Origin of the sequence: Streptosporangium sp. NPDC006013 (genome assembly GCF_040614275.1) — a bacterium.
Lineage (GTDB): Bacteria > Actinomycetota > Actinomycetes > Streptosporangiales > Streptosporangiaceae > Streptosporangium.
The window spans coordinates 1-23627 of the sequence record NZ_JBEXUE010000004.1; the positions used below are offsets into that span (position 1 = coordinate 1).

Here is a 23627-nt window from a genome sequence, read left to right on the forward strand (position 1 = left end):
GCCCCGGCCCAGCCACCTGCCGAGGCGCTGGGCCGGGGCGCTGGGCCGGGGCCTCGATCAACCGGTGGGTCAGGTAGCAGAGCGGCAGCAGCGCGAACGCGCCGCCGCTGCCCGCGCCGGCCGGTGGGCTCACCACGCTGGGCAACGGACTTTGAGGTCCGCGGTCGGGGGTTCCCCTCAGGGGAGTTCCCGAGTTGTCAGCCGGTGAGGGCCTCGGCCGGCCGGGGGGCGGGGGTCCGCTTGGCGTGCTGGGAGGCGAGCTTCGTGGCGACCAGCAGCACGGCCAGTCCGGCGACGGTGAGGGCTGCGCCGGCCCAGATGGGAGCGGTGTATCCGAGGCCGGCGGTGATGGTCAGGCCACCGGCCCAGGCGCCGAGGGCGTTGCCGACGTTGAAGGCGGCGATGTTGGCTCCCGAGGCCAGAGTGGGCGCCCGATCGGCGTAGTGCATGATCCGCATCTGCAGTCCTGGCACGGCGGCGAACCCGAAGGCGCCCATCATGACCAGCGAAATCGTCGTCATCACCTGGCTGTGCGCGGTGAGGGCGAACACCCCCAGGACGGCGGTGAGCCCGACAAGGACGATGATCAGCGTCTTTGGCACAGACCTGTCGGCCGCCTTTCCGCCGACGAAGTTCCCGATGAACAGCCCGGCGCCGAAGAGGACGAGCAGCCACGGCACGGACGCGGAGGCGAACCCGCTGACCTGGGTCAGGGTGTAGGCGATGTAGGTGAAGGCGCCGAACATACCGCCGAAGCCAAGGACCGTGACGAACAGCGACAACCAGACCTGCGGGTGTGCGAAGGCGACCAGTTCGCCGCGCAGCCCGTTGTCCCGCGTCTCGGCGTCCGCCGCGCTGTGGCCGGAGACCAGGGTCGCCACACCGATCAGAGCGATGACCCCGATGACGGTGATGGCCCAGAACGTGGAGCGCCAGCCCAGTTGCTGGCCGAGCAGCGTGCCGAACGGCACGCCGAGGACGTTCGCGCTGGTGAGGCCGGCGAACATCATGGCGATCGCGCCGGCCCGCTTGGCCGGCGCCACCATGTCTGCGGCGACCACGGCCCCGATGCCGAAGAACGCGCCATGGCACAGCGCCGCGACGACACGTCCGAGCATCATCACCGAGTAGTTGGGCGCGATCGCGGACATCAGGTTGCCGATGATGAAGAGCACCATCAGCCCGAGCAGTACGTGCTTGCGGTTGAACCTCGTCGTGGCGGCCGTGAGGCCGATGGCGCCGACCGCGACGCTGAGCGCGTAGCCGGAGATGAGCCAGCCCGCAGCAGCCTCGGTGACGCCGAAATCCTGGGCGACCTCGGGCAGCAGGCCGGCGATGACGAACTCGGTGAGTCCGATGCCGAAACCCCCGATGGCGAGGGCGAGCAAGCCGATAGGCATGCTGATTCCTTCCAGGCTTCTCCTAGATAAGCCGCGTCTGCAACTAGCGGCGCGGGAAACAATATACTTGCATACGCCTTTAATCAACACGAGCTTGGTAAGCTGCGATCAGAAGCCGAATGGCCGTCCCAGGTGGAGGGCCCTGGCCCCTCAGGAGGATCGGTCATGGGAATCAGGGACGACGCGGTCGAGATCCGCGCACAGGGCTGGCGGACGCTGGCGGCGCTCCACGGCCTCATCGAGGCCACGCTGGAGCGGGAGCTTCAGGCCGACCACGACCTGTCGGTCGTCGAGTACACGGTGCTGGACGCGTTGTCGCGACAGGATGGCTGGCACATGCGCATGCAGCAGCTCGCCCGGGCGGCGGTCCTGTCCAGCAGCGCGACCACGCGGCTGGTGAACCGGCTCGAAGACCGCGGGCTGTTGACCCGAATCCTCTGCCAGGACGACCGTCGCGGCATTTACACCGAGCTCACCGGTCAGGGATGGGAGCTGCTGACCAGGGCGCGACCGGCACACGACGCGGCCCTCGCCAGAGCTCTGGCCGAGGCGGAGCAGACCCCGGAGCTCGCCCCCCTGGTGGACGTGCTGCACCGCCTGCCGGCCCACTCGAAGGCGGTGCTTTAGCGTCAAGAAATGGGTGAGCGTCGATAGCCCCTGATCACAAGCCATCAAGATTCTTATGTCGCGGAGTGGCTGCGCATGATCTGAATCTTCTCGCCACCTTCCTGGAGATCTGTCTCAACGGCTCACTGACGGCCACGGCTACCGAGCGTGGCCTGCCACAACCGACCATCACAGGCCGGCTGGCGCGGCTGGAGCAGCACGTCGGCGAACCGTTGTTCATCCGATGATCCGGCACGGCGCCCCTGAGGGCGTCGCCCAGGCGACCGGCTGATCCCACGTCGGCGGTCCCGCTCTCCCCTCGCCAGATCATTCGCGGCGTTGCCCACACCCGTCTGGCAGGGGAGTGAGTGAAGGCCGGCCCAGCCGCCTGCCGAGGCGCTGGGCCGGGGCCTCGATCAACCGGTGGGTCAGGTAGCAGAGCGGCAGCAGCGCGAGGAAGAAGAGCGGAAGGTTCGGGCTCACCCGCAGCAGGAGCGGGTGGAGCAGGTAGAGGGAGAAGCTGATCACCCCGAGGTGGGCGAGCCACCGGGGGAACGACCTGTGCCGCAGCACGAACGCGCCGCCGAAGAAGGCGGCGGCCAGCAAAAGCGCGGGTGCCCAACCGGGATCGTCCTTGGCGAGGGCCCCGCAGGCCAGGACCGTCAGCACGGCGGCGATGGCGGCGGGCCATCGGATCGTCCCCTGCTCGGCACGGTAGACGGCCGTACCGGCGAACATCATGGCCGGCACGATCAGGCCCTGCCAGGCACCGATCCTGCTGCCCAGGACCACCAGCGCCAGCCCGAGCAGGCCGCCCGTCACCGCCGCGGCCGTGCGCGCCCCGCCGCGCGCGGCCGCCGACACCACGATGACCACGACGACCGCGACGCCGAGGAGCGTGGCGACCAGGTCGGCGCGGCCACCGATGACCGGCCGGGGCAGCAGGAGTCCGAGAGGTACCGCCGACACCGCCAGGACGATCGCGACCGCCGCCGACCGGTGCGCCTGCCGCACGGTGAACAGCCCGACCGCCATCAGGTAGAACGCCATCTCGTAGGAGAGCGTCCACATCACGTCGATGACGGCGGGCACGCCGAGCAACTCCTGCAGCATCGTCAGGTTCCCCAGGGCGACGAGCGGCGCCGGGCGGGCGCTCACGCCCGGGTGGAGGGCGAACGCACCGGCGTAGGCGAGCAGGAGCGCCAGGCCGAGCGCGGCGAGCAACAGGGGCAGGAGGCGGAATGCCCGGCCGACCCAGAAGACCCGCGGGTCGCCGCGCCGCTCCAGGGAGGCGGGGATGATATAGCCGCTGACCAGGAAGAACACGAAGACGCCCCAGGTGCCGACGTCGATCCTGCGGTCCACCTCGGCCCAGAGGTCCGGGATGAAGGTCCACCCGGAGTGGTGCAGCGCGACGGCCAGCGCGGCGGGTCCCCGCAGGGCGTCCAGCCAGGCCAGCCGGGAGGGAGTCGGGGCCATTCGCCCGACTTTAGGCGATAGAAACTAGTTCTCGGGTGCCGCCCGGTCCGCGGTGTCAACAGCCCGGTGAACCGGCCCGCCTCTCCGTGGACGGGCGTCACTGCTTGTGGCGGTCCGGCGCGGGCACTCCCAGGAGCAGCTCGCGGACGGCGTTCCAGGTCCGGTGGAGAGCCGCCTCGACCTCGGGAGACCTGTCCCCGAGGATGCGGGCCCAGGCGCCCCGGTCCCCGGGCAGGACGCTGGCACCGGCCCGCAGCCCGGTGCCGGCGAGCACCGCGTGCATCGTGTCGGCCACGACCTGCGCGGGCTGCGCGGCGGTGACGACGTACAGGGAGGACAGCAGTCCGAATCCGGCCATCACCGCGGGTCCGGTCACCGGCCGTTCCCCCGGCACCAGGCGGAGCGGGTCGGCGAAGAGCAGCCGTGCCGAGGTGTCACGCACCTCGACGTCGCTGCAGTACACCGTGTACGCGTGCCGCTCCCCCCGCGCCAGCCTGCCGGCCATCAGCGTCTCGCCCAGCACCACCGTCGCGTCCGCCGCGACGGTGACACGGAGCCGCTGGTAGTACCGCGAGCCGGCGAACGGGATCGTGGTGTCCGGCAGGTACTCCAGGTAGCCGCCCGGCCCCGCGGTGAGGTTGACGAGCTGGGTGGCGTAGTCCTGTTCCATCCGGTAGATCCGGGTGGCGGCCTGGGTGGTCAGGTGGACGGACGAGCCCTCGCCGCAGGAGACGTCGACGCGGTAGCGGTCGCCCTGGAGAACGCCGCCGCCGGACGACATGAACATGAGGTACGGCATGTCCGGACGCTCGGGGTCGTAGTACAGCGGGCGGGCGATCTGCAGCGGCGTCTTCTGGTAGTGACCGGTCAGCTCGGTCCGCCCGCCGGCCCGCTCGAACGCCAGGTGCAGGATCCCGACCTTGCCGGGGCTGCCGACCGGCAGCATGTCCAGGTCGGCGGCATGGCGCGCCACCGAGCCCGGCAGCCACTCCGGCTGGTAGCGCTCCGGGACCAGATGGTCGATCACCGCCCCGGAGCGCACATCGCCTCCAGCCGCGCCTCGATGAAGTCGGCGACCTCGGTGACACCGGTGCCGGCCAGGCAGTCGGTCAGCACGACCGGCCCCGCCCCGCGCACCGTGTGCGCGTCCCGTTCCATCACCGACAGGTCGGTGCGCACGTACCGGGCGATGTCGATCTTGTTGATGACCAGCAGGTCGGAGTCCGTGGTGCCCGGGCCGCGCTTGCGTGGCATCTTGTCGCCCGCGGCGGTGTCCAGGACGAAGATGTAGACGTCGGCGAGCACCGGGCTGAAGGTGAGCGTCAGGTTGTCGCCGCCGCTCTCGAACAGCAGCATGTCGATGTCGGGGAACCGGTCGAGCAGCTCGGCCGCCGCCGCCAGGTTCATGCTCGGATCGTCACGGACCGCGGTGTGCGGGCAGGACCCCGTCTCGACCCCGACGATCCGCTCGGAGTCGAGCACCCCGGCCATCGTGCGGCGGACGTGTTCGGCGTCCTCATGTGTGTAGATGTCGTTGGTGATCACGCCGGGGCTGTGCCCCCTGGCGATCAGGATGGGGACCAGCATCTCGATCAGGGCCGTCTTGCCGGATCCGACGGGCCCCCCGATACCGACCTTGAACACCTTTCGCGGTTCCATCTCGTGCCCTTTCAGGTGATGAACAGACGGGCCGCCGCCCGCTCGTGCGCGGCCGAGACCGTGTCGGCGACGGGTACCGAGCCGTTCAGGTCCATGGGCTCCTCGGCGGCGAGCGCCGCCCGCGCGACCTGGGCGAGGTCCGGCCGGACCTCGCCCAGGATCCGCTGGGCCCGGCGGAAGTCGGTGCGGCCCAGCCGCACCGCCGCCGCCGTCCAGCCCGCGGCGAAGGCGTACAGGTCACCGGCCACCGCGTGCGCGACGGGCACGCCCATGCCCGCGTGGATCACGCCGACCACGACCGCGTGGTTGCCCGGCGTGGCCCTCTCCGCCACCAGGGCCGCCAGCCGGGCCGCCTCCGGCGAGGCGAACGCCCATACCGCCGTGTCGAGGACCTGCCGGCCGGTCCTGACCGAGGCGGAGCGCTGCTCGCGGTTGAGTTTGATCGCGTGCAGCCGCTGGTCGACCTCGACCAGCCGGTCCCAGTCGCCCGCTCCGGCGGCGCGGTGCGCCAGCACCAGGGCCGTCGCGTCCCCCGGCCCCACCGAGTTGTACAGCAGGTCGGTCAGCAGGCCACGCAGGTCCGCCGATCCGGTCGCCCCGAGCTGGACGTACCCCTCCAGCCCGTGCGAGAGCGTGTACAGCCCGCTCGGGAAGCCGGAGTCGGTGAGCTGCAACTGGGCGAGCAGCGGGCCCAGGTCGGTCAGGCTCATCAAATGAAGTAGAGCCGGTTCAGCGGCAGCTTGGCGGCCGGTTCGATGCTGACCGGCTTGCCGTTCACCGAGACCTTGTAGGTCTCCGGATCGACCATGATGTCGGCCAGCGTCGAGTTGCGCAGCATGTGGCGCTTGTCGACGGTCCGGCACTGGCGTACGCCCCGGACGGTCCGCTCCAGGCCGAGCTGCTCGGGCACGCCCGCGTCGATCCCGGCCTGCGACATGAAGGTGACGCAGGTCTCCTTCAGCGCGGTGCCGAAGGCTCCGTACATCGGCCGGTAGTAGACCGGTTGCGGCGTCGGCAGGGACGCGTTCGGGTCGCCCATCGGGGCCCAGCTGATCATGCCGCCCTTGACGACCAGGTAGGGCTTGGCCGCGAAGGAGTGCACCTGCCAGAGCACGATGTCGGCCAGCTTCCCGTCCTCCAGCGAGCCGATCGTGTCGGCCATCCCGCAGGTGCGGGCCGGGTTGATGGTCAGCTTGGCCAGGTAGCGCAGCACCCGGAAGTTGTCGTTGCGCGCGGAGTCCTCCGGCAGCGCCCCCCGCTTGTCCTTGCAGTGGTGGGCGATCTGGAAGGTGCGGGTGAAGGACTCGCCCACCCGGCCCATCGCCTGCGAGTCCGACCCGATCATGCTGATGATGCCCAGGTCGTGCAGGACGGTCTCGGCGGAGATGGTCTCGGCGCGCACCCGGCTCTCCGCGAACGCCACGTCCTCGGGGACGTCGTAGCTGAGGTGGTGGCAGACCATCGTCATGTCCAGCAACTCGTCCACCGAGTTGGCGGTGTAGGGCAGCGTGGGGTTCGTGGAGGCCGGCAGCACGTTGGGCTCCCCGGTCACCCGCAGGATGTCGGGGGCGTGCCCGCCACCCGCGCCCTCGGAGTGGTACGTGTGGATCGCGCGGCCGTTGATCGCGCTGATGGTGTCCTCGACGAACCCGGCCTCGTTCAGCGTGTCGGTGTGGATGGTTATCTGGATGTCGTACTCGTCGGCGACGGACAGCGAGCAGTCGATGACGGCGGGCGTGGTCCCCCAGTCCTCGTGCACCTTCAGCCCGCAGGCGCCCGCCCGGATCTGCTCCTCCAGGGAACCTGGCAGGCTGCTGTTCCCCTTTCCGTACACCCCGATGTTGATCGGAATGGCCTCGTACGCCTGCAGGATACGGGCGATGTTCCACGGCCCCGGGGTACAGGTGGTGCCACGGGTGCCGTCGGCGGGACCGGTTCCCCCGCCGACCAGGGTGGTGATCCCGTTGCTCAGCGCGTTCTGCGCCTGCTGCGGGGAGACGAAGTGGACGTGGGTGTCGATCGCGCCGGCGGTGGCGATGAGGTTCTCGCCGGAGATCACCTCGGTGCCCGCGCCGATGACCAGCCGCCGGTCGACCCCGTTCTGGGTGTGCGGGTTGCCCGCCTTGCCGATCCCGGCGATCCTGCCGTTCTTGATACCGATATCGCCCTTGACGATGCCCAGGATCGGGTCGATGATCACCGCGTTGGTGATCACCACGTCCAGGGCGGCCGTGGCGTTCCGCGAGGCGGGGTCGGCCGACATCCCGTCGCGGGCCGTCTTGCCACCCCCGTACTGCGCCTCGTCCCCGTAGTGCCCCTCGGTGTGGTCCTTCTCCACCTCGACGACGAGGTTGGTGTCCCCGAGGCGGATCCGGTCCCCCACCGTGGGGCCGTACATGGTCGCGTACTGCTTACGACTGATCGTGGTCATCGGGATTCAGCCCTTCTTCGCGGAGCCTGAGGAGCCGTTCTTCTTCGACGAAGCCGCCGCGGACCTGCCCGGCTCGTCGAGATAACCGCGTTCGCGCATTCTTTTCAGCGCCTTGCGATGCGCCTCGTGCGAGCGAACGCTTCCGTTGAGCAGTCCACCGAAGCCGACGATCCGCAGGCCCCCGCCGTACTCGACCAGCTTTACCTCCTTGGTGTCTCCGGGTTCGAACCGGACGGCGGTGCCGGCCGGAATGTCAAGGCGCTTGCCGAACGCCTTGTCGCGGTCGAACCTCAGCGCGCGGTTGGCCTCGAAGAAGTGGAAGTGCGAGCCCACCTGAACGGCCCGGTCACCGGTGTTGTGCACGGTCAGCTTCACCCTGGGCTGACCGGCGTTCAGCTCGATCTGTCCCTCGCCGTAGATGTAGACGTCGTCATCCGACATGGGATGTCGCCCCCCTCAGGTCCGCCACCGCCCGGAAGCCGTGGTGATGGTCGTCGTGGTCATCGTCGTGGTCGTGGCGATGTCCGGCCGCCGCGGACGACGGTCCGCCGAGCAGCAGGAGCGCGCGTTCCCCGGGCATCACTTCCCACCGACGGGATCGTGACAGGAGACCAGCTTGGTGCCGTCGTCGAAGACGGCCTCGACCTGCATCAGCTTCAGCATCCCGCGTACGCCCGGCAGCACGTCGTTGGGCCCGACCACCTGCTTGCCCAGCTCCATGCACTCGGCGACCGTCTTGCCGTCCCGTGCCGCCTCCACGATCGCCGAGCTGATCAGCGCCACCGTCTCGCCGTAGTTCAGCTTCAGCCCGCGCCTGCGGCGCTGCTCGGCCATCTGGGCGACGAGGAAAATGAGCAGCTTGTCCATCTCGCGTGGTGTGAGATTCATCGGGGTCCTTTCTCCGCACGGCTATCCGGCGCGCTGGATTTTCGTGAACATCGGGATGGCCGCCAGGAACACCCAGGTCACCAGGACGAACGGCCAGGTGAGGGTGTGGCCGCCGGTAACGGCGAACAGGTTGCCGATACCGGCGGTCAGCGCCGCCGCGGACACCACGCCGATCACCGCGTAGACCGCGCTCACCCGGTTCACCAGCATGAACGTGCCCCACAGCGCGAGCCCGGCCAGCACGGCGTTGTAGCCGTACAGGCCGGCCCCGAGATCGGCGGCCTGCGCGCCCAGCGCCCAGCCGGTGAGCAGGCCGACCAGGCTGGACAGGAGCGCCACCAACCCGGTCACCCAGCCGGCCACGAACAGCCCGATCAGGAAGATCAGGCCGACGTACCACTGGTTCTGGAAGAACACCTGGCCGATGCCGCTGAGCGTGCCCCGCCAGAAGTCGTGCCAGCTCATCGCGGTGCCCGGAGCGGTGGCCGACGGCGGGCCCGAGCGCGCGTGCTCCGCCCAGATCCGGCTGAAGGACGGCCCGCCGATCACCATCACGCTGGTGACCACGCAGAAGGGCGCGGTGAAGGTCGGCAGGTTGTACGGGGTGAGCAACACGTTCAGCGCCGAGGTGAGCACGCTCCCGGCGATCGCCCCGGCGACGACCAGGAGCACGGTCATCCACCGGGCTTCCAGGTAGAGCACCAGGCTGACACCGATCAGCGTGCCGCAGAACCCCTCCAGCCCCACCGAGACCCGGTCCCAGGTGACGCCGAACAGGTACGCGGTGGCCGTGGCGACGAGCGTGCCCAGCAGGCCGAAGACGCCGAACCGCCAGCCGCCGGCGAACAACGCGACGATGAAGATCAGGCCCGTCCAGTGGTTGGGCTGGAGATCGACCTGCGCGACCCCCCGGGGGATCGTCAACAGGTACTCCAGCGCGCGGCGCCCCCCGACAGGGTGCTCACCTCCGGGTGAGCCCGACGGCGGAAACGCCGATGTCATAAACGTCGCCCTTCCCGCCACTGACACGCGTCCTGCCCATGGACGGCCATCAAAGGTGAATCCACAATGTGGGCACACAGCACTACTTTCCATGTGCCGAACCGGCAAAAATCAACCAAGGCCAGCATTCGGTCAAATATCAAAGGTGCTGAGGTTAACTCCCGACTTAGACGCCAACCATGTGAGCTAGGGCATCTCTGCCGGCAGGCGTGAAAAGAGCCGAAGGAGCAAACAAGACGAAGGGGCCCATAATGTCAGTCGGAATGAGCAGCTGGATATCAAGCGGGCTGAATACCGGCGATTCGGCCTGGATGCTGACCAGCACCGCGATGGTGCTGCTGATGACTCCGGGGCTGGCCTTCTTTTATGGCGGCATGGTCCGTTCCAAGAATCTGCTGACAACGCTTTACATGAGTTTCATCTCGATCAGCCTGGTGACCATCATCTGGTTCGCCTACGGATACGGGCTGGCCTTCGGGAGGGACCTCGGTGGCGCCGGGCTCATCGGCTGGAGCGATTTCCGGTTCGCGAACATCACCCCCGAGACGCTGTACCAGCAGATCCCCGCGTACGTCTTCGCACTGTTCCAGCTGACCTTCGCCATCATCACGGTCGCGCTGATCAGCGGCTCGATCGCGGGACGGGCCCGGTTCGGCCCATGGATGCTCTTCGGCGTCCTGTGGATGACCCTGGTCTACGCGCCGGTCGCCCACTGGGTGTTCTCCAACACCGGCTGGCTCAAGCAATGGGGCGTGCTGGACTTCGCCGGCGGGCTGGTCGTCGAGCTGAACTCGGGCATCTCCGGGCTGGCACTCGCGCTGGTGCTCGGGCCGGGTGTCGCCTTCCGGCGCAAGGACGCCCCGCAGCCCGCCAACATCCCCCTGGTCCTGCTCGGCCTGGCCCTGCTCTGGTTCGGCTGGTTCGGTTTCAACGCGGGCTCCGCGCTGACCGACGGCCCACTGGCCGCCAGGGCGTTTCTCAGCACGATGATCGCGGGCTGCGCGGGGATGCTGACCTGGCGGCTGGTGGAGTGGATCCGCTTCCGGCACCTGACCAGGATGGGCTCGGCCAACGGCGTCCTGGCCGGGCTGGTGGCCATCACCCCGTCCTGCGCGTTCGTCAACGTCGAGGGCGCGCTCGTCGTCGGCATCGTCGCCGCCATCGTGTGTACGTACGCGGTCGAGATGAAGCTGGTCCTCGGCTACGACGACACGCTGGACGTGACCGGCTTCCACGGGGCCGGCGGCATCACCGGCATCCTGCTGCTCGGGTTCCTCGCCACCGGCGAGCTCGTCGGAACCCCCGGCCTCTTCTACGGCGGTTCGATCGCGCTGCTGGGCAAGCAGGTGGTCGGTGTCCTGGCCGTCGGCCTGTACAGCTTCATCGTCACGTTCATCATCGGGAAGGTGGTCGACAAGCTGTTCCGGATGCGAGCGACCGAGGAGGAGCAGCGCGCCGGCTCGGACGTGGGCTTTGCCGAGGGGTGAGCCCGGCGGCCACCATGACGAGTCGCCGCCATGACCCCGCACCGCCGATCGGACCACCCTGTTCACGTCAGCCGGCGCGTCAGGCCCCAGCTGCGCCACGGTGAGGGCGAAAGGCATCATCTGACCAGCCTGCAGGGGCTGGCCGCGTTGTCGCTCGACGCTCTCAGCTCGGTCGCCTACGGACCGGAGGCGATCGCGCTCATCCTGGTCGCCGCCGGTGGCGCCGCGATCGGTTACACGCTGCCGATCACCCTGGCCATCGTCGGGCTGCTCACGGTGCTGGTGATCTCCTACTGCCAGGTGATCGCCGCGTATCCGAACGGCGGCGGCTCCTACGCGGTGGCCAAGAACGATCTCGGCGAACGGGTGAGCCTGCTGGCCGCCGCGGCGCTCGTCGTCGACTACGTGCTCACCGTGGCGGTCAGCCTCGCGGCCGGTGCCGCCAGCCTCGCCTCGGCCTTCCCCGTCCTGGCCCCGCATCTCCTGGCGATCTGCCTGCTGGGACTGGCCCTGCTGACCGTGGTGAACCTGTACGGCATCGCCGACAGCGCGCGGGTGCTGATGCTGCCCACCGCGCTGTTCGTGGTGAGCATCCTCGGCGTCGTGGTGCTGGGGCTGGCCCGCTCCCATCCGGCGGCCATGGTGGGGACGCCCGTGCACGTCCCGGTGACCGACGCGCTGGGAGTGCTGCTGATCCTCAAGGCGTTCTCCTCCGGGTGCTCCGCGCTGACCGGCGTCGAGGCCATCGCCAACGGCGTGCCCATGTTCCGCGAGCCGCGGGTCGCGCGGGCACAACGGACCGAACTGCTGCTCGGCGCGCTGCTCGGGGTGATGCTGATCGGACTGGCGCTGCTCATCCACCGCGACCGGGTACAGCCCCGGCAGGACGTCACCATCCTCGCCCAGCTGACCGCCGGCGCCTACGGCACGAGCTGGGCGTACTACGCGACCAACCTCGTGGTCATGCTCGCCCTGGCACTGGCCGCCAACACCAGCTTCGGCGGCCTGCCGGTCCTGCTGAGCCTGCTGGCCCGCGACAACCGCCTGCCCCACCTGTTCGCGCTGCGCACCGAACGTCCCGTCCACAGGTACGGCGTCGTGGCCGTGGCGGTGGCGGCCGCCGTGATACTGATCGCGGTGGACGCGCGGACCCACAGGCTGATCCCGATGTTCGCCATCGGGGTGTTCATCGGCTTCACGATCAGCCAGGTCGGCCTGGTCAGGCACTGGACGACCCTGCGCCCGCCCCGCCGGCTCGGCAAGACGCTGCTCAACGGCACCGGTGCCCTGCTGACCGCCGTCGCCACCCTGGTGCTGCTCACCACCAAGTTCCTGGAGGGCGCCTGGGTGGTCGTCCTCGCCATCCCGCTGCTCATGCTGCTGTTCGCCCGCGTCGAGCGCTACTACACCGCGGTCGAAAAGCAGCTCGGGCTCGGGCGGACACCTCCCAGACCCACCCGGCCCGCGGCGGTCGCCGAGACCGGGAAAGTGATCATCATCCCGGTCTCGGACATCACCACCAAGACGGAACGGGCCGTCAGCGCGGGCCTGGCCCTCGGTGGCGAGGTGGTGGTCGTCGCGGTGCGTTTCACCGAGGAGGGGGTGGACGACCTGCGGACGCGGTGGAACCTGTGGGATCCGGGGGTCCGTCTTGAGATTCTCGGCAGCCCGCAGCACACCGTGGTCCGTCCCGTTCTCGACTACATCCGGCAGGTCGCCGACGGCGGAAAATGGGTCGCCGTGCTCATTCCCACCGTCGAACCGCGGCACTTCCGCCACCGGGCCCTGCACAACCAGCGTGACCTTTTCCTGATGGTCACGCTACGGGAGCACACGGATGTGCTCGTCTGCCTGCTGCCCTTCCGAGTCGGCATATAGACGACACCGGTGATTGAAGTGGCCTTTTATGCCATGCATTACCTATAGGCTGATTTGAGTATCACGCCATAAGCTGATTTAAGTGTCACACTCGGCAGTTGGGTCGCCCGAATTGACATGATATTTCCGGCGAAAATGCCGGTCCTCCAGAAGCAATACCTAATCCTCCGCAAGCCAGCCGACTTTCTGATGGTCGCTTTGCCCTAAGCAGGAATGGCCGGTGCGAGCATCGCCAGAGAGGCAGAACCGATCATGACATCTGGGGGAAAAATGCTTCGAAAACTAATCCTGGCGCTGGCCCTGGTCACGGCGACCGGATCACCAGCCGCCACGACCACGGCCTGGGCGGACGAGGCGTCCACCGCCCCAGCGGCGCAGGCGGCCGTCGCCGCGCCGGCCGCGCAGAAGGCGGGTAAATGTGATCCAGGATCGCCGTGCGCGGCGGTCAACTGCGGCCCCGGCCGCGTCTGCGTGCCCTCGCCCAAGCAGTGCTTCACCACACCGTGCCCGCAGTACGACTGCGTGCCCATAGGCAACACGATCGGCCAGCCGTCCTACCCGGGCTGGCACCCGCCGTACCCGGGCTGGCGGCCTCCGTACCCGGGCTGGCGCCCGCCCTACCCGGCCGGCTACCCGATCCCGCCGTACCCGGGCGGTCGCCCGCCGTACCCGCCGCACTGGCCTCCCTACCCTCCCCGCTGAGGGACGGCGGACCGCTTCCTAGGGGAGTACTCCCGTTGAAGGCTCCTCACCCTTGACCGTGGCGAACGTCGTGCGGGCCATGGACCGCGGCGGCTCATCCGCGCCATACGGAGTGGAGTCCGAATCACGGATACAAAGGCCCAGGTCATCGATTGACGGCCTGGGCCTTTGCTCTGTCAGATTCCAGGCCGTATATTCGCGATCTCCGGCGCGGAACGGAGAATCGGTATCCGCGTCGGCAGGACCCAGCCGGATCAGCGGCCCGACGACAGACGGGACATCGGATTGGCTCCTCTCGCGGTCGACGACGCCGGCAACGAGCTGACCGCCTTTCACCGCGGCGCCGAGGCCGTGCCTCCCGGCGACGCCCCGCTCCCTCTCGCCCTGGTCGCCCTGTGGTCTCGCGGCCGGTTGCTTCTGGTGTTCAACCGCTACCGCCAGAAGTGGGAACTACCGGGCGGAATGATCGATGCGGGAGAGACGCCACGCCAGGCCGCCGTACGTGAACTCCACGAGGAGACCGGCTTCCACATCACCCGGCTGACCTTCTCCGGGTACGCCGAGTACGTCCTCGGACCCGAACGACGCACCGAGTACGCGGCCCTCTACCAGGCCGACGAAGCCGCGCCGCACGGCGCGTTCACCCCCGACGACGAGATCGAGGACATCGTCTGGTGGCACGGGCAGGAACTCCCCGGCCGCGTGCAGCACCTCGACACCACGCTGGCGACACTTTCCCGGCTGTGAGCTTTCCGCAGGAGCGTCAGCGACGAGCCAGGCGGTCGAAAAAGGGCTCAGCCGACCCTGGCACTCTGGCCTCCGTCGACCGGGAGCAGGACGCCGGTGATGAAGCGGGCCTCCTCCGAAGCCAGGAAGAGGGCCGCGTTGGCGATGTCCCATGCCGTACCCATGCCGCCCTTGAGCGGGACCCGCTGGTGACGACGGGCCTCGTAGTCCTCCCTCTCCTCCTTGTCCATGCCGTACTCCGCCGCGCCCAGGTCGACGCCGATCGGGGTGTCGATGAGGCCCGGCATGATGGCGTTGACCCGGATTCCGTAGCGGGCGTTCTCCAGGGCCATCTGCTGGGTCGCGGCGTTCATGGCCGCCTTGGACATCTTGTAGGTGATGGGCGGATTGCCGGGAGAAGGGGTTCCGGCGATGGCCGCGATGGAGGAGATGTTGGTGATCACACCACGCTCGGCGGCCCGCATCACGGGGAGCACCGCCCGGGCCATCAGCAGAATGCTGCCAGAGTTGATCATCATGTTCCGTGCCCAGTCGTCGGGCTCGACGGAGGTGGGAGAGCCGTCGCCGATGGCCACGCCCACGTTGTGGTGCACCACGTCGAGGCGGCCGAAGCTCTCGACGCAGGTGGCGACCGCGGTCGACCAGTCGTCGGCCACCGACACGTCCCCCTGGACGGTGACCGCGGTTCCGCCCTGCTCCTCGACCAATCCCGCCGTGACCAGCATCGAGTCCAGGTCACGGTCGATGAGGACGAGTCTGGCGCCCTCCCGGGCGAAGATCAGTGCCGTCGCCCTGCCGTTCCCGATCATCTGGCCGGGAATCTGTCCGGCCCCGGTGATGATCGCGGCGTACCCCTCCAGCCGGCCGGTCACGAGGCACCCGCCAGGCCGAGGTCGATCTCGACGCCGAAGATGTTCGGCGCCATCGCCGTCATCGTGTAGAAGCCGACGGTCATCGGCACCCGGTCACCTCCCACGACAAACCGATCGCACCACTACCCTGAGTACGCAGAGCATAACAGAACGTACTCGCGACCGAGCGGTTGTCAGCCCTTCGATTGATCGTGGCGCTGATTCCCCCGAGCGTGTGCGGAGAACGACGAAGAGCATCCCCGGACACTGGACTCCAATTCGGAGATCCCGCGATCAAGTCGAGCACCGGTCGGCGATGACAGGCCTTGCGGCAGGGGCGACGACGCGTTGAAAGGTGTGCCCCGCCGGTCACATCTCACACGGTGATGACGACCTTGCCGCGCGCGTGCCCCTTCTCCAGATACCGGATGGCCTCGGGAACCTCGCCCAGCGGGTACGTCCTGTCGATGACCGGCGTGATCTTGCCCGCCTCGATCAGCTCCCTCAGCAGCCGAAGGTCCTCCGCACGCGGCATCGAGAAGAGCCCGCGCAGCCGCTGCCCCACGAACGGTGCGAGCATGAGCGCCCGGAGCTGGCGATCGTTGCCTCCGATCCACCGCCCTCCCCGCTCGCCTCCGACGATGACGAGGGTTCCCCGGGGAGTGAGGGCACGCCGGAGGTGCGACAGCGGGCGGTTCCCGGCGGCGTCGAGGATGAGGTCGTAGTGGCGCGCCCGGTCCGCGAAGTCCTCGCGGGTGTAGTCGATGACGTCGTCGGCGCCGATCGATCGGACCAGGTCCGCCTTGGTCGTGCCGCACACGCCGGTGACCTCCGCGCCGAACGCCTTGGCCAGCTGCACCGCGAACGTCCCCACGCCTCCCCCCGCACCGATGATCAGGACCTTCTGCCCCGGCTGCACCCTCCCCGCCTCGCGAAGACCCTTCAGGGCGGTGCAGGCCGAGACCGGAACGGCCGCCGCCTGCTCGAAGGTGAGGTTCGCCGGCTTCGGCGCGAAGCTGTCCTGCCGGGCGGAGGCGTACTCGGCGAAGGCTCCGTCGCAGGTGCCGAACACCTCGTCACCCGGTTTGAACCGGGTCACGTTCCCGCCGACCGCCTCGACGCGCCCCGCGACGTCCATCCCCCGGACCCGGACCTTGGGCCTGCGGAACCCGAAGCCCATGACGCGCGCCAGATACGGCAGACCCGTCATGAGATGCCAGACGCCCGGATCGACGGCGGCCGCGTGCACCCGTACGAGCAGGTCGTCGTCCCCCATCACCGGCCTGTCGATCTCCCTGAGTTCCAGGACCTCGGGGGAGCCGTACCTGTCCTGGACGATTGCCTTCACCGTGTCTCTCCTTCACTGTCCGCGTACTGGAAGACGTCGTCGAGCGAGACGTCGAACACCCGGGCGATCTGAAAGGCCATCTCCAGCGAGGGCGAGTAGCGGGCCTGCTCGATGGCGATGACGGTCTGGCGGGTCACGCCGATGCGGTCCGCCAGCTCCGCCTGCGTCATCTCTCCGTGCGCGAACCGGAGGGCGCGGATCGTGTTGGTGACCCTGGTCGGCTTCACCACGGCCAGAAGCCCCGGCGGTAGGCGAAGATCTTCGCGATGGATCCGACGACCGCGGACAGGACGAACATCAGATAGACGACGTTGGCGATCCAGAAGTGGTCCAGCTCGGCCAGCGACATGCCGAGCGCCGCCACCCCGCCGATGACGACGAACGACTGGCCGGTGTACTCGCCGAATCTGTAGATCTCCCGGTCACGCTGGTCCTTCTTGCCGGCGTCCTTGGGTGAGGCGATCGCGACCGCGATGCGCAGCACGATCGACACCACGATCGCGGCACCGATGCTCCACAGCATCGTCGACACGTACCGGACCTCGGTGAGCGGGACACCGTCCGCTCGCCCCAGAACGAGGACGAGGTAGGCCGCATACCCGCACACCGCGACCACGCCCATGATCCAGGCGCTCTTCTCTTCGGATGACATGCCTCGAATGTAAGGCAAAGCCAACATCATGTCTAGTTTTCTTAACATCGCTCCGCGGCGGCCACCCCGAGGACACGAACGCCGTGCCCTCGTCCGGGCGCAGCAGCCCGACGGCCATGGCCGGCGCGGTCGTCTTCCCCGCTCCGTTCGGGCCGACGCTCGACCGGAGGCGGCGAGAGATCAGCGGTTGCGACTCGCCAGGAAGCGGCGCCACTGCGGCGAGGTCCGGGCGAGCAGGCGCAGGGAGGCCGGGACCGTGGGCCGCGGGTCGTTACCGCCGAGATGGAGGGTGCTCAGCGCGGTGAGGTCCGGGAGCCATTCGGGGACCTCCGCCAGCCGGTTGCCGCACAGATCGAGCTCGGTCAGCGCGGTGAGGTTCCGCAGCGGCTCGGGAAGCTCGGTCAGCCGGTTGTCGTGCAGGTCGAGCTTGGTCAGGCCGGTGAGGTCGCCCAGCGACCCGGGGAGCTCGGCCAGTTCGTTGCCCCACAGGTAGAGCCAGGCGATGCCGGTGAGGTTACCGATCGACTTCGGCAGGCTCGTCAGCCGGTTGTCCCACAGGCAGATCCTGGTGAGCGCGGTGAGGTCGCCCAGCCACTCGGGAAGCTCGGTCAGCCGGTTGTCCTGCAGTTCGAGCCTGGTAAGCGCGGTGAGGGCGCGCATCGACTCCGGCAGGCCGGTCAGCCGGTTGGTCTGCAGCTCCAGCTCGGTGAGCGCGGTGAGGTTGCCGAGCCAGTCGGGAACCTCCTCCATGTGGTTGTAACCGAGGCGGAGCTCGGTGAGCGCGGTGAGATTGCCCAGTGACTCGGGAAGGCTGACAGGCGGCCGGCAGTGCGTCACGCCGAACGAGGTGAGCGCGGTGAGGTCGCCCACCCAGTCGGGAATGTCGAACGGCTCCCAGCCGCCGCTCAGGGAGAGCCTGGTGAGAGCGGTGAGCTTTCGCAAGGAGTCGGGAAGCCCGGTCAGCCGGAGGCCGAACAGGGAGAGGCCGGTGAGAGAGGTCAACTCGCCGAGCCACTCGGGAATCCGAGCCAGCTTGTTGTGGCCGAGGTCGAGTTCGGTGAGGGCGGTCAGGTTCACCAGCCGTTCGGGGAGCCCGACGAGTTTGTTGTAGGACAGGCGGAGCCGGGTGAGGCCGGTGAGGTCGCCCAGCCACTCGGGAAGCTCGGTCAGCTCGTTGAAGGTCAGGTCGAGTTCGCGCAGCTGCGTCAGGTCCCTCATCCGCTCGGGCAGCTCCGTCAGCTTCAGCCCGCTCAAGCTGAGCGTGGGCGCCCCTTCCCGCCCGCATCTGTTGATCCGGGTCAGGGCGGCCTTCGGACCGTTCTTGACCGCCATTGAGAGATCCCCTTCCCGAGGTGAACGAAATGATCGGGGTGACCTGGGCGGCTCACCGGCGAGAAGCCTAGGAACCGGCACTTGCGGATGGCTGGTGTCCGTCTTTCCGAGCCGCACCGAACCCTTCGTGCTCCGCGCGGACCAGGCTCGGGCCGCGCCCGACCGGCACATGCTTGAGGTCCCAGCACCGCGAAGCCCGCAAAAACCACAGTGCTGACCCCGGGGCCCAGGATCGGTCTCACCGTTAATGGCTGTACCGCCGCTACCTGACCTCGGTAGCATCCCGACCGGCGCTGACCCGGCGCTTCGCAACGTGAGGGAGCGAGAACGGTCATGGGCTTCGGTGAAATCCGCGAAGCGAGCTTCCAGTCGACGTCGACAGGCACCCGCGTCGACTACCGCGTTCTCACCCCGCCGTCCTGGCGAGACGCGGACGCGCTGCGCTTCATCGGCCGCGCGTTGAGCAATCCGCCGACGCATTGACCGAATGCCTTGGCCGGATTCACCGCTGGGTGCCGGTCGGCCGGCACCGTTCACCCAGCGAACGCTCGTGGTCAACACACTCGGATCAGCGGTCTGACGGACACCGCCACAAACGAGGCCGATGGCAGCGCGATCGCCTACGAGCACACCGGCAGCGGCCCGGCACTCATCCTCGTCGACGGCGCCATGTGCCACCGCGGCGCCTGACCGTGCGGTCCCTGGCCCAGGGCTCCCCGGCGGCGATCGGGAATCCGCGCTACAGCGGCACCGTCGATCCGGCCTACCCCTCGGCGACCGGCCGGTAGGTGCACACGTGCACGCCCTTGTCGCTGATGACCGTGGAGGCCAGTTCGAACGTGCGCGACGCACCGTCGTCGGGGAAGATCGTCTTTCCGCCACCGAGAAGCACCGGCGTGATCATGAGTCGGAGCTCGTCGACCAGGCCCTCGCTCAGCAGGGTGCGCGCGAGCGTGGGGCTCCCCATCACCACCAGATCGCCGCCGTCGCTCTCGTGCAGCTTCCTGATGTCGGCGACGGCCTCGTCGCCGGGGATACGGGTGGTGTTGTTCCAGGTCAGCTCGTCGTCGCCCAGCGTCTTGGACACGACGTACTTCGGAATGGAGTTCATCCGGTCGGCGAACGGGTCACCGGCCCGCTCGGGCCACGCCGCGGCCATCGTCTGCCAGGTGCGGCGCCCGAACAGCAGTGCCCCGGCCTTGGCCACCGCGTCGTCGAAGGCACCGCCCATCACTTCAGCATCGAAGAACGGGTGCGACCAGCCGCCGTGGGCGAAGCCACCGTCGGTGTCCTCGTTGGGTCCGCCCGGCGCCTGCACGACGCCGTCCAAGCTCATGAACTCAATGATCACGATGCGCATGGGACTGGCTCCTCTGGGGTTGCGTTGCCGGTTTCCGGCGCCGCTGATCTGGTCGCGGTGTGAGGGATGAAGGTGTTACCTGACGAGCTGACCGGGACCGGCCGGTCAGCCGAAGTGCTCGGCCATCCAGGTGTCCCACGCGGACTGCTCGTCACGGCCCGCGAAGTTCTGGTGACCGAGCACGAGGGCGTCGCCGCGGTCGGTACCGGAGTGGATGAACCGGTACAGGCCCTCGTCCGTCCGAACGCCCAGGTTGACGGGCAGGTTCGCGTAGTAGACGACCCCGGCGGAGCCGTCCGGGAGACGGACGTCGTCGCCCTCGGCGACGTCCTGCGTGACGCCCAGTTCCTGGGTGACGGTCTTCCAGACGGCGTCCGGGCCGCCCACTCCGGGCCGGAAGGCCGTGGTGACCGATGGGGTGCGGCCGATGAAGTGCGCGAGGTACTGCTTGAGGGTCTCCTGATAGATGGGCCAGCCGGCCTGCATCGCCTCGAACTCGGTCTCCCAGTCGTCGCCGAGCATGCCACTCTGCACGATCCGCAGCACGGTCGTGCCGCCGCCACGCCCCTCGATGAGGTATTCGAGCGCCATGAACTGACCATCGGGGGCCGGCGCGCCGCGGGTCGCCAGGCGGGTGCCCGGCTCGTAGGCGGTGATCGTGGCCTGCTCGGTGTGGCCCAGCATGGTCAGGTTCGCCGGGCCGCCCTCGGCGGTGCCCATCTCGGTGCGTCCCATGAACCAGGAGTCGACGCCCGGCCCGGTCGCGATCGCGTCCCAGACCTGCTCGGGCGTGGCGCTGAGCTCGATCTCCTGGCTCAGCTCGAACGGGTGCGTCATCGGGTTTCCTTCATGCTCGGGTGGACGGCGACGACGATCCGGTGGTCGCGGCCGTGCTCGGCGGACTGGTCGTGGTACTTGGACACCAGGGTCGTGACGGCCCCGGCAAGCTCCTGGGCGAACGCGGCCCGGTCGGCGGCCGAGGCGAAGCGCACCTCGGTGTCGATCGCGAAGGTCGCGACGCGTTTGCGCGCCTTGGCGGCGCTGGCGATGAGCGCCCCGACGTCGCGGACCAGCCGGGCCGCGACAGCCAGCAGCCAGCCGGCCGACAGCTGGTCGGGAGAGCGGGCCGGGTCGGGCTCGACGGACGCCAGCGCGGCCGGGGAGATCACGTAGGAGGCCGCCGTCGCGCGCATGATGCGCTCGTTGACGTTGCCCTTGCGCCGCTCCTCGATCATCTCGACGAGCCCGTGCGCCTCAAGCGTCTTGAGGTGGTAGTTGACCTTCTGCCGGGGCAGGCCGACCTTGGCGGCCAGCATGGTCGCGGAGGCGGGCTCACTCAGCTCGGCCAGCAGCCGGGCCCGGATGGGGTCCAGCGAGACCTCGGCGGCGGCCGGATCCTCGATCACGGCGATGTCCTGCATGACCACAGACTATGACCGACAAATTAACTTGTCAAGGAAGTCTTATTCATCGGCACATCGGCCTTGCCGGGCTCGGGTCCCGGCGAGCCCCCTACCGAGGTCAGGGCAGGACCGCACCGGGCTCTCTCCCGGAACCTGCCGGCTCCGTACGCGCCGGAGGTTGGATCGCACCTACGCGATCCCCGCCCGCGAGAAGCGACAGGCGGCCAAAAGTGCGTCGGTTCCGGTCCTGGTATTCGCCATGCCGATGTACGTGCCACGGTGAGCTTTCGGGGGCGAGATAGCCTGACGTGGTGGGCGTCACCTCTGGTAGCTACGCGTTGGGACCCGAGTCCGGCCGGCTCATCGTCAACACGACCCGTACCGGGCTGGGCGCGAAGGCCGGCCATGACCTCACCATCGAGGTCACCCGTTGGCACGGCGATGCCACGATCGACGTCGCCGATCCGGCCGGCTCCTCGGTGACCGTCGAAGTCGACGCAGGGTCGTTCGAGGTCCGGGAGGGAACCGGTGGCATCAAGCCGCTCACGGACTCCGATCGTCGGGAGATCAAGAAGAACCTTCAGGAGAAGGTCCTGCACGTTGAGCGTTACCCGGCGATCACGTTCCGATCGACACGGATCAGCGGAACAGCGGAGTCGTTTCGCGTCGAGGGCGATCTCACCATCGTCGGCGTCACCCAGCCCGTCACGCTCCAGGGCCTGCTGACCGAGGACCGCGTACACGGCTCGGCGACCATCGTGCAGACCCGGTGGGGCATCCGGCCCTATTCAGCGTTCTTCGGCACACTCAAACTCAGCGACGACGTCGAGGTACGGTTCGACGCCGGCCTCTCCCCGGGGCGGTGACTCCGAGCATGCGAGCCCGATGGCCTGATCTTCAGCCCTTGATCGAGATCGTCCACGGGTGCCGGTGAGGCCTCGCCCCCATCGCTTGGCTCCATCTCCTGAGGCCTCACACCGACGCCGACTTCCCGGGTTCGGGTCTGGGCGAGCCAGTGGGAATCGCTGCCGGTCTCGATACCGGGCCGGACGGTCAGGACGTGGCGCTCAAGGTGTGCGGAACCAGGAGACAGCGACAGCCGGGATCAAGATGCCGCGGTAGGTGACGGCGCACCTGTCTTACTTTATGGCGAGAAGATGAATGAAAGCTGAATTGTCAGCGCATCATGGATGCCTCACTTCGCCCTGTCGTCATATCTCACATAATTCAATATAGAACGCTGTTTTATCGCTATATGGGGCAAGCTTTCGAGGGATCACATGAAGCGTTGGATCGGCGTCGGGCTGGCGCTGCTCCTCGGCGCCGCCGTAGTGGCGGCGATCGTGGTGGGCAACCGTGGCGGCGGCACGGAGACGCGGGAGCTCACCCTGGTCCGCGGGGTGATCGGATCGGAGAAGAAACCGTTCTTCGACGATCGGCGGGTGCGGGCGGTCTTCGCCGAACACGGCCTCCGGGTGGAGGTCGACACCGCCGGATCACGCCAGATCGCCGCCTCGGTGGATCTCAAGAAGTACGATTTCGCGTTCCCGTCCAGCGCTCCGGCGGCCGAGAAGATCAAGCGTGACCGGGGCGCCACCCGCACGTTCGCGCCGTTCTCCTCCCCCATGGCGATCGCCACCTTCAAGCCGATCGCGGACGTGCTCGCCAAGGCGGGCGTCGTGCGGGACTCCGGCCTGGGCTACTGGGTGTTCGATATCAAGAAATATCTGGATCTGGTGGCCAAGGGCACCCGGTGGGACAGGCTGCCGGGCAACACCGCCTACCCGGCGCGCAAGCGCGTCCTGCTCACCACCACCGACATCCGCACCTCCAACTCCGCGGCGATGTACCTCTCGATCGCCGGCTACGTGGCCAACGGCGACGACGTGATCACCTCGAACGCGCAGGGCTCCAAGGTCGCCGGAGCCGTCGCCCCCCTCTTCCTCGACCAGGGATACTCCGAGACCTCCACCGAGGCTCCGTTCGAGGACTACCTGGCTCTGGGGATGGGGAAGACACCCATGGTCATGATCTACGAGGCGCAGTACGCCTCGCGCCTCTTCGCGGGGGACGGCTTGATCCGCCCCGACATGCGGCTGCTCTACCCCTCGCCCACGGTCCTCAGCAAGCACACGCTCGTACCGTTCGGCGCGCAGGGCACCGAGGTCGGCCGGCTCCTGCAGGAGGACCCGGAACTCGGGCACCTCGCGGCCCTGTACGGCTTCCGCACCGCCGGCGCCAAGGCGTTCGACGACCTGGTGGCGAAGGCAGCGGCTCCGCTGCCGGCCGACCTGATCGACGTGGTGGAGCCGCCCGACTACGAACGACTGGAGGGCATGATCACCGCGATCGACAGGCTCTACCGATCCGGCGTGGTTCCCTCCCCCACCCCCTGACCTCGC

General features: G+C 68.6%; 25 protein-coding genes and 2 pseudogenes. 9 read left to right on the forward strand and 18 right to left on the reverse strand.

The window, feature by feature from the left end; translation table 11 throughout:
- Positions 1 to 197: 197 nt before the first annotated feature.
- On the reverse strand, positions 198 to 1400 hold the full coding sequence (locus ABZ260_RS01130; protein WP_355611201.1) for an MFS transporter: 1203 nt from the start codon (positions 1398 to 1400) through the stop codon (positions 198 to 200).
- A 165-nt stretch (positions 1401 to 1565) separates the two neighbouring features.
- On the opposite strand from ABZ260_RS01130, the gene ABZ260_RS01135 reads away from it, so the two are divergent.
- Entirely contained in the window at positions 1566 to 2027 is a 462-nt protein-coding gene (locus ABZ260_RS01135) for a MarR family transcriptional regulator (protein WP_355611204.1), read from the forward strand.
- 65 nt (positions 2028 to 2092) lie between these two features.
- Positions 2093 to 2254: a LysR family transcriptional regulator gene (locus ABZ260_RS01140; protein ID WP_355611207.1), complete on the forward strand. Its 162-nt coding sequence runs from the start codon at positions 2093 to 2095 to the stop codon at positions 2252 to 2254.
- Positions 2255 to 2333: 79 nt separating this feature from the next.
- On the opposite strand, the gene ABZ260_RS01145 is transcribed toward ABZ260_RS01140, so the two are convergent.
- From ABZ260_RS01145 to ABZ260_RS01180, 8 genes and pseudogenes are all read right to left on the reverse strand, one after another.
- Complete coding sequence (locus ABZ260_RS01145) at positions 2334 to 3485, reverse strand: acyltransferase family protein (protein ID WP_355611209.1); 1152 nt, start codon at positions 3483 to 3485, stop codon at positions 2334 to 2336.
- A 97-nt stretch (positions 3486 to 3582) separates the two neighbouring features.
- The gene (locus ABZ260_RS01150) at positions 3583 to 4527 is read right to left on the reverse strand and encodes an urease accessory protein UreD (RefSeq protein ID WP_355611212.1); all 945 of its coding nucleotides are present in this window, start codon (positions 4525 to 4527) and stop codon (positions 3583 to 3585) included.
- A complete protein-coding gene (ureG, locus tag ABZ260_RS01155; RefSeq protein WP_350923189.1) occupies positions 4509 to 5144 on the reverse strand; it encodes an urease accessory protein UreG in 636 nt (211 codons plus the stop codon). The genes ABZ260_RS01150 and ureG overlap by 19 nt, the downstream gene beginning before the upstream one ends.
- Positions 5145 to 5155: 11 nt before the next feature.
- A complete protein-coding gene (locus tag ABZ260_RS01160; RefSeq protein WP_355611216.1) occupies positions 5156 to 5854 on the reverse strand; it encodes an urease accessory UreF family protein in 699 nt (232 codons plus the stop codon).
- Positions 5854 to 7575: an urease subunit alpha gene (gene ureC, locus ABZ260_RS01165; protein WP_355611219.1), complete on the reverse strand. Its 1722-nt coding sequence runs from the start codon at positions 7573 to 7575 to the stop codon at positions 5854 to 5856. The genes ABZ260_RS01160 and ureC overlap by 1 nt, the downstream gene beginning before the upstream one ends.
- Positions 7576 to 7710: 135 nt before the next feature.
- Positions 7711 to 8016 (reverse strand): annotated as a pseudogene (locus ABZ260_RS01170) (urease subunit beta); the annotation flags it as partial.
- A gap of 138 nt (positions 8017 to 8154) precedes the next feature.
- Complete coding sequence (locus tag ABZ260_RS01175; protein WP_355548019.1) at positions 8155 to 8463, reverse strand: urease subunit gamma; 309 nt, start codon at positions 8461 to 8463, stop codon at positions 8155 to 8157.
- Positions 8464 to 8484: 21 nt separating this feature from the next.
- On the reverse strand, positions 8485 to 9387 hold the full coding sequence (locus ABZ260_RS01180) for an urea transporter (RefSeq protein ID WP_355611222.1): 903 nt from the start codon (positions 9385 to 9387) through the stop codon (positions 8485 to 8487).
- Positions 9388 to 9776: 389 nt separating this feature from the next.
- Between ABZ260_RS01180 and ABZ260_RS01185 the strand changes: the two genes are divergently transcribed.
- The 4 genes from ABZ260_RS01185 (at position 9777) to ABZ260_RS01200 (ending at position 14279) form a co-directional block, all read left to right on the forward strand.
- The gene (locus ABZ260_RS01185) at positions 9777 to 10952 is read left to right on the forward strand and encodes an ammonium transporter (protein WP_355611225.1); all 1176 of its coding nucleotides are present in this window, start codon (positions 9777 to 9779) and stop codon (positions 10950 to 10952) included.
- A 30-nt stretch (positions 10953 to 10982) separates the two neighbouring features.
- Complete coding sequence (locus ABZ260_RS01190) at positions 10983 to 12830, forward strand: APC family permease (RefSeq protein ID WP_355611228.1); 1848 nt, start codon at positions 10983 to 10985, stop codon at positions 12828 to 12830.
- A 270-nt stretch (positions 12831 to 13100) separates the two neighbouring features.
- Entirely contained in the window at positions 13101 to 13532 is a 432-nt protein-coding gene (locus tag ABZ260_RS01195) for a hypothetical protein (RefSeq protein ID WP_355611231.1), read from the forward strand.
- Between the two features lie 285 nt (positions 13533 to 13817).
- Complete coding sequence (locus ABZ260_RS01200) at positions 13818 to 14279, forward strand: NUDIX hydrolase (RefSeq protein WP_355611234.1); 462 nt, start codon at positions 13818 to 13820, stop codon at positions 14277 to 14279.
- A 47-nt stretch (positions 14280 to 14326) separates the two neighbouring features.
- Here ABZ260_RS01200 and ABZ260_RS01205 read toward each other — a convergent pair whose 3' ends face one another.
- The 6 genes and pseudogenes from ABZ260_RS01205 to ABZ260_RS01230 form a co-directional block, all read right to left on the reverse strand.
- On the reverse strand, positions 14327 to 15151 hold the full coding sequence (locus tag ABZ260_RS01205; protein ID WP_355611237.1) for an SDR family oxidoreductase: 825 nt from the start codon (positions 15149 to 15151) through the stop codon (positions 14327 to 14329).
- A 355-nt stretch (positions 15152 to 15506) separates the two neighbouring features.
- The gene (locus ABZ260_RS01210; RefSeq protein ID WP_355611240.1) at positions 15507 to 16478 is read right to left on the reverse strand and encodes an NAD(P)-dependent alcohol dehydrogenase; all 972 of its coding nucleotides are present in this window, start codon (positions 16476 to 16478) and stop codon (positions 15507 to 15509) included.
- Positions 16475 to 16708, reverse strand: coding sequence for a helix-turn-helix transcriptional regulator (locus ABZ260_RS01215; protein ID WP_355611243.1), 234 nt, complete (start codon positions 16706 to 16708; stop codon positions 16475 to 16477). The genes ABZ260_RS01210 and ABZ260_RS01215 overlap by 4 nt, the downstream gene beginning before the upstream one ends.
- Entirely contained in the window at positions 16702 to 17094 is a 393-nt protein-coding gene (locus ABZ260_RS01220; protein WP_355611398.1) for a hypothetical protein, read from the reverse strand. The genes ABZ260_RS01215 and ABZ260_RS01220 overlap by 7 nt, the downstream gene beginning before the upstream one ends.
- Positions 16976 to 17287 (reverse strand): annotated as a pseudogene (locus ABZ260_RS01225) (hypothetical protein); the annotation flags it as partial. The pseudogene ABZ260_RS01225 and the gene ABZ260_RS01220, both read right to left, overlap by 119 nt.
- A gap of 23 nt (positions 17288 to 17310) precedes the next feature.
- Positions 17311 to 18462 (reverse strand): leucine-rich repeat domain-containing protein, encoded by a 1152-nt coding sequence (locus ABZ260_RS01230; protein ID WP_355611246.1) that lies wholly within the window; start codon positions 18460 to 18462, stop codon positions 17311 to 17313.
- 333 nt (positions 18463 to 18795) lie between these two features.
- On the opposite strand from ABZ260_RS01230, the gene ABZ260_RS01235 reads away from it, so the two are divergent.
- Positions 18796 to 18945 carry a hypothetical protein gene (locus ABZ260_RS01235; RefSeq protein WP_355611249.1) on the forward strand — a complete coding sequence of 50 codons (150 nt, stop codon included), beginning with the start codon at positions 18796 to 18798 and terminating at the stop codon, positions 18943 to 18945.
- 280 nt (positions 18946 to 19225) lie between these two features.
- Here ABZ260_RS01235 and ABZ260_RS01240 read toward each other — a convergent pair whose 3' ends face one another.
- The 3 genes from ABZ260_RS01240 to ABZ260_RS01250 form a co-directional block, all read right to left on the reverse strand.
- Entirely contained in the window at positions 19226 to 19822 is a 597-nt protein-coding gene (locus ABZ260_RS01240; protein ID WP_355611252.1) for a dihydrofolate reductase family protein, read from the reverse strand.
- A gap of 105 nt (positions 19823 to 19927) precedes the next feature.
- On the reverse strand, positions 19928 to 20659 hold the full coding sequence (locus ABZ260_RS01245) for an SRPBCC domain-containing protein (protein ID WP_355611255.1): 732 nt from the start codon (positions 20657 to 20659) through the stop codon (positions 19928 to 19930).
- On the reverse strand, positions 20656 to 21243 hold the full coding sequence (locus tag ABZ260_RS01250; RefSeq protein ID WP_355611258.1) for a helix-turn-helix domain-containing protein: 588 nt from the start codon (positions 21241 to 21243) through the stop codon (positions 20656 to 20658). The genes ABZ260_RS01245 and ABZ260_RS01250 overlap by 4 nt, the downstream gene beginning before the upstream one ends.
- A gap of 293 nt (positions 21244 to 21536) precedes the next feature.
- On the opposite strand from ABZ260_RS01250, the gene ABZ260_RS01255 reads away from it, so the two are divergent.
- Together ABZ260_RS01255 and ABZ260_RS01260 are read left to right on the forward strand one after the other, a co-directional pair.
- A complete protein-coding gene (locus ABZ260_RS01255; protein ID WP_355611261.1) occupies positions 21537 to 22091 on the forward strand; it encodes a YceI family protein in 555 nt (184 codons plus the stop codon).
- Between the two features lie 414 nt (positions 22092 to 22505).
- Positions 22506 to 23621, forward strand: a complete 1116-nt coding sequence (locus ABZ260_RS01260) for a hypothetical protein (RefSeq protein WP_355611264.1) — start codon at positions 22506 to 22508, stop codon at positions 23619 to 23621.
- The last annotated feature ends 6 nt before the right edge of the window (positions 23622 to 23627 follow it).

Coding starts and splice junctions, on each gene's coding strand:
- ABZ260_RS01130 (WP_355611201.1), bottom strand. CDS start 1,400: ATGCCTATCGGCTTGCTCGCCCTCGCCATCGGGGGTTTCGGCATCGGA.
- ABZ260_RS01145 (WP_355611209.1), bottom strand. CDS start 3,485: ATGGCCCCGACTCCCTCCCGGCTGGCCTGGCTGGACGCCCTGCGGGGA.
- ABZ260_RS01240 (WP_355611252.1), bottom strand. CDS start 19,822: ATGCGCATCGTGATCATTGAGTTCATGAGCTTGGACGGCGTCGTGCAG.
- ABZ260_RS01250 (WP_355611258.1), bottom strand. CDS start 21,243: ATGCAGGACATCGCCGTGATCGAGGATCCGGCCGCCGCCGAGGTCTCG.
- ABZ260_RS01160 (WP_355611216.1), bottom strand. CDS start 5,854: ATGAGCCTGACCGACCTGGGCCCGCTGCTCGCCCAGTTGCAGCTCACC.
- ABZ260_RS01185 (WP_355611225.1), top strand. CDS start 9,777: ATGCTGACCAGCACCGCGATGGTGCTGCTGATGACTCCGGGGCTGGCC.
- ABZ260_RS01245 (WP_355611255.1), bottom strand. CDS start 20,659: ATGACGCACCCGTTCGAGCTGAGCCAGGAGATCGAGCTCAGCGCCACG.
- ABZ260_RS01175 (WP_355548019.1), bottom strand. CDS start 8,463: ATGAATCTCACACCACGCGAGATGGACAAGCTGCTCATTTTCCTCGTC.
- ABZ260_RS01230 (WP_355611246.1), bottom strand. CDS start 18,462: ATGGCGGTCAAGAACGGTCCGAAGGCCGCCCTGACCCGGATCAACAGA.
- ABZ260_RS01190 (WP_355611228.1), top strand. CDS start 10,983: ATGACCCCGCACCGCCGATCGGACCACCCTGTTCACGTCAGCCGGCGC.
- ABZ260_RS01260 (WP_355611264.1), top strand. CDS start 22,506: ATGAAGCGTTGGATCGGCGTCGGGCTGGCGCTGCTCCTCGGCGCCGCC.
- ureC (WP_355611219.1), bottom strand. CDS start 7,575: ATGACCACGATCAGTCGTAAGCAGTACGCGACCATGTACGGCCCCACG.
- ureG (WP_350923189.1), bottom strand. CDS start 5,144: ATGGAACCGCGAAAGGTGTTCAAGGTCGGTATCGGGGGGCCCGTCGGA.
- ABZ260_RS01235 (WP_355611249.1), top strand. CDS start 18,796: ATGGGCTTCGGTGAAATCCGCGAAGCGAGCTTCCAGTCGACGTCGACA.
- ABZ260_RS01135 (WP_355611204.1), top strand. CDS start 1,566: ATGGGAATCAGGGACGACGCGGTCGAGATCCGCGCACAGGGCTGGCGG.
- ABZ260_RS01195 (WP_355611231.1), top strand. CDS start 13,101: ATGCTTCGAAAACTAATCCTGGCGCTGGCCCTGGTCACGGCGACCGGA.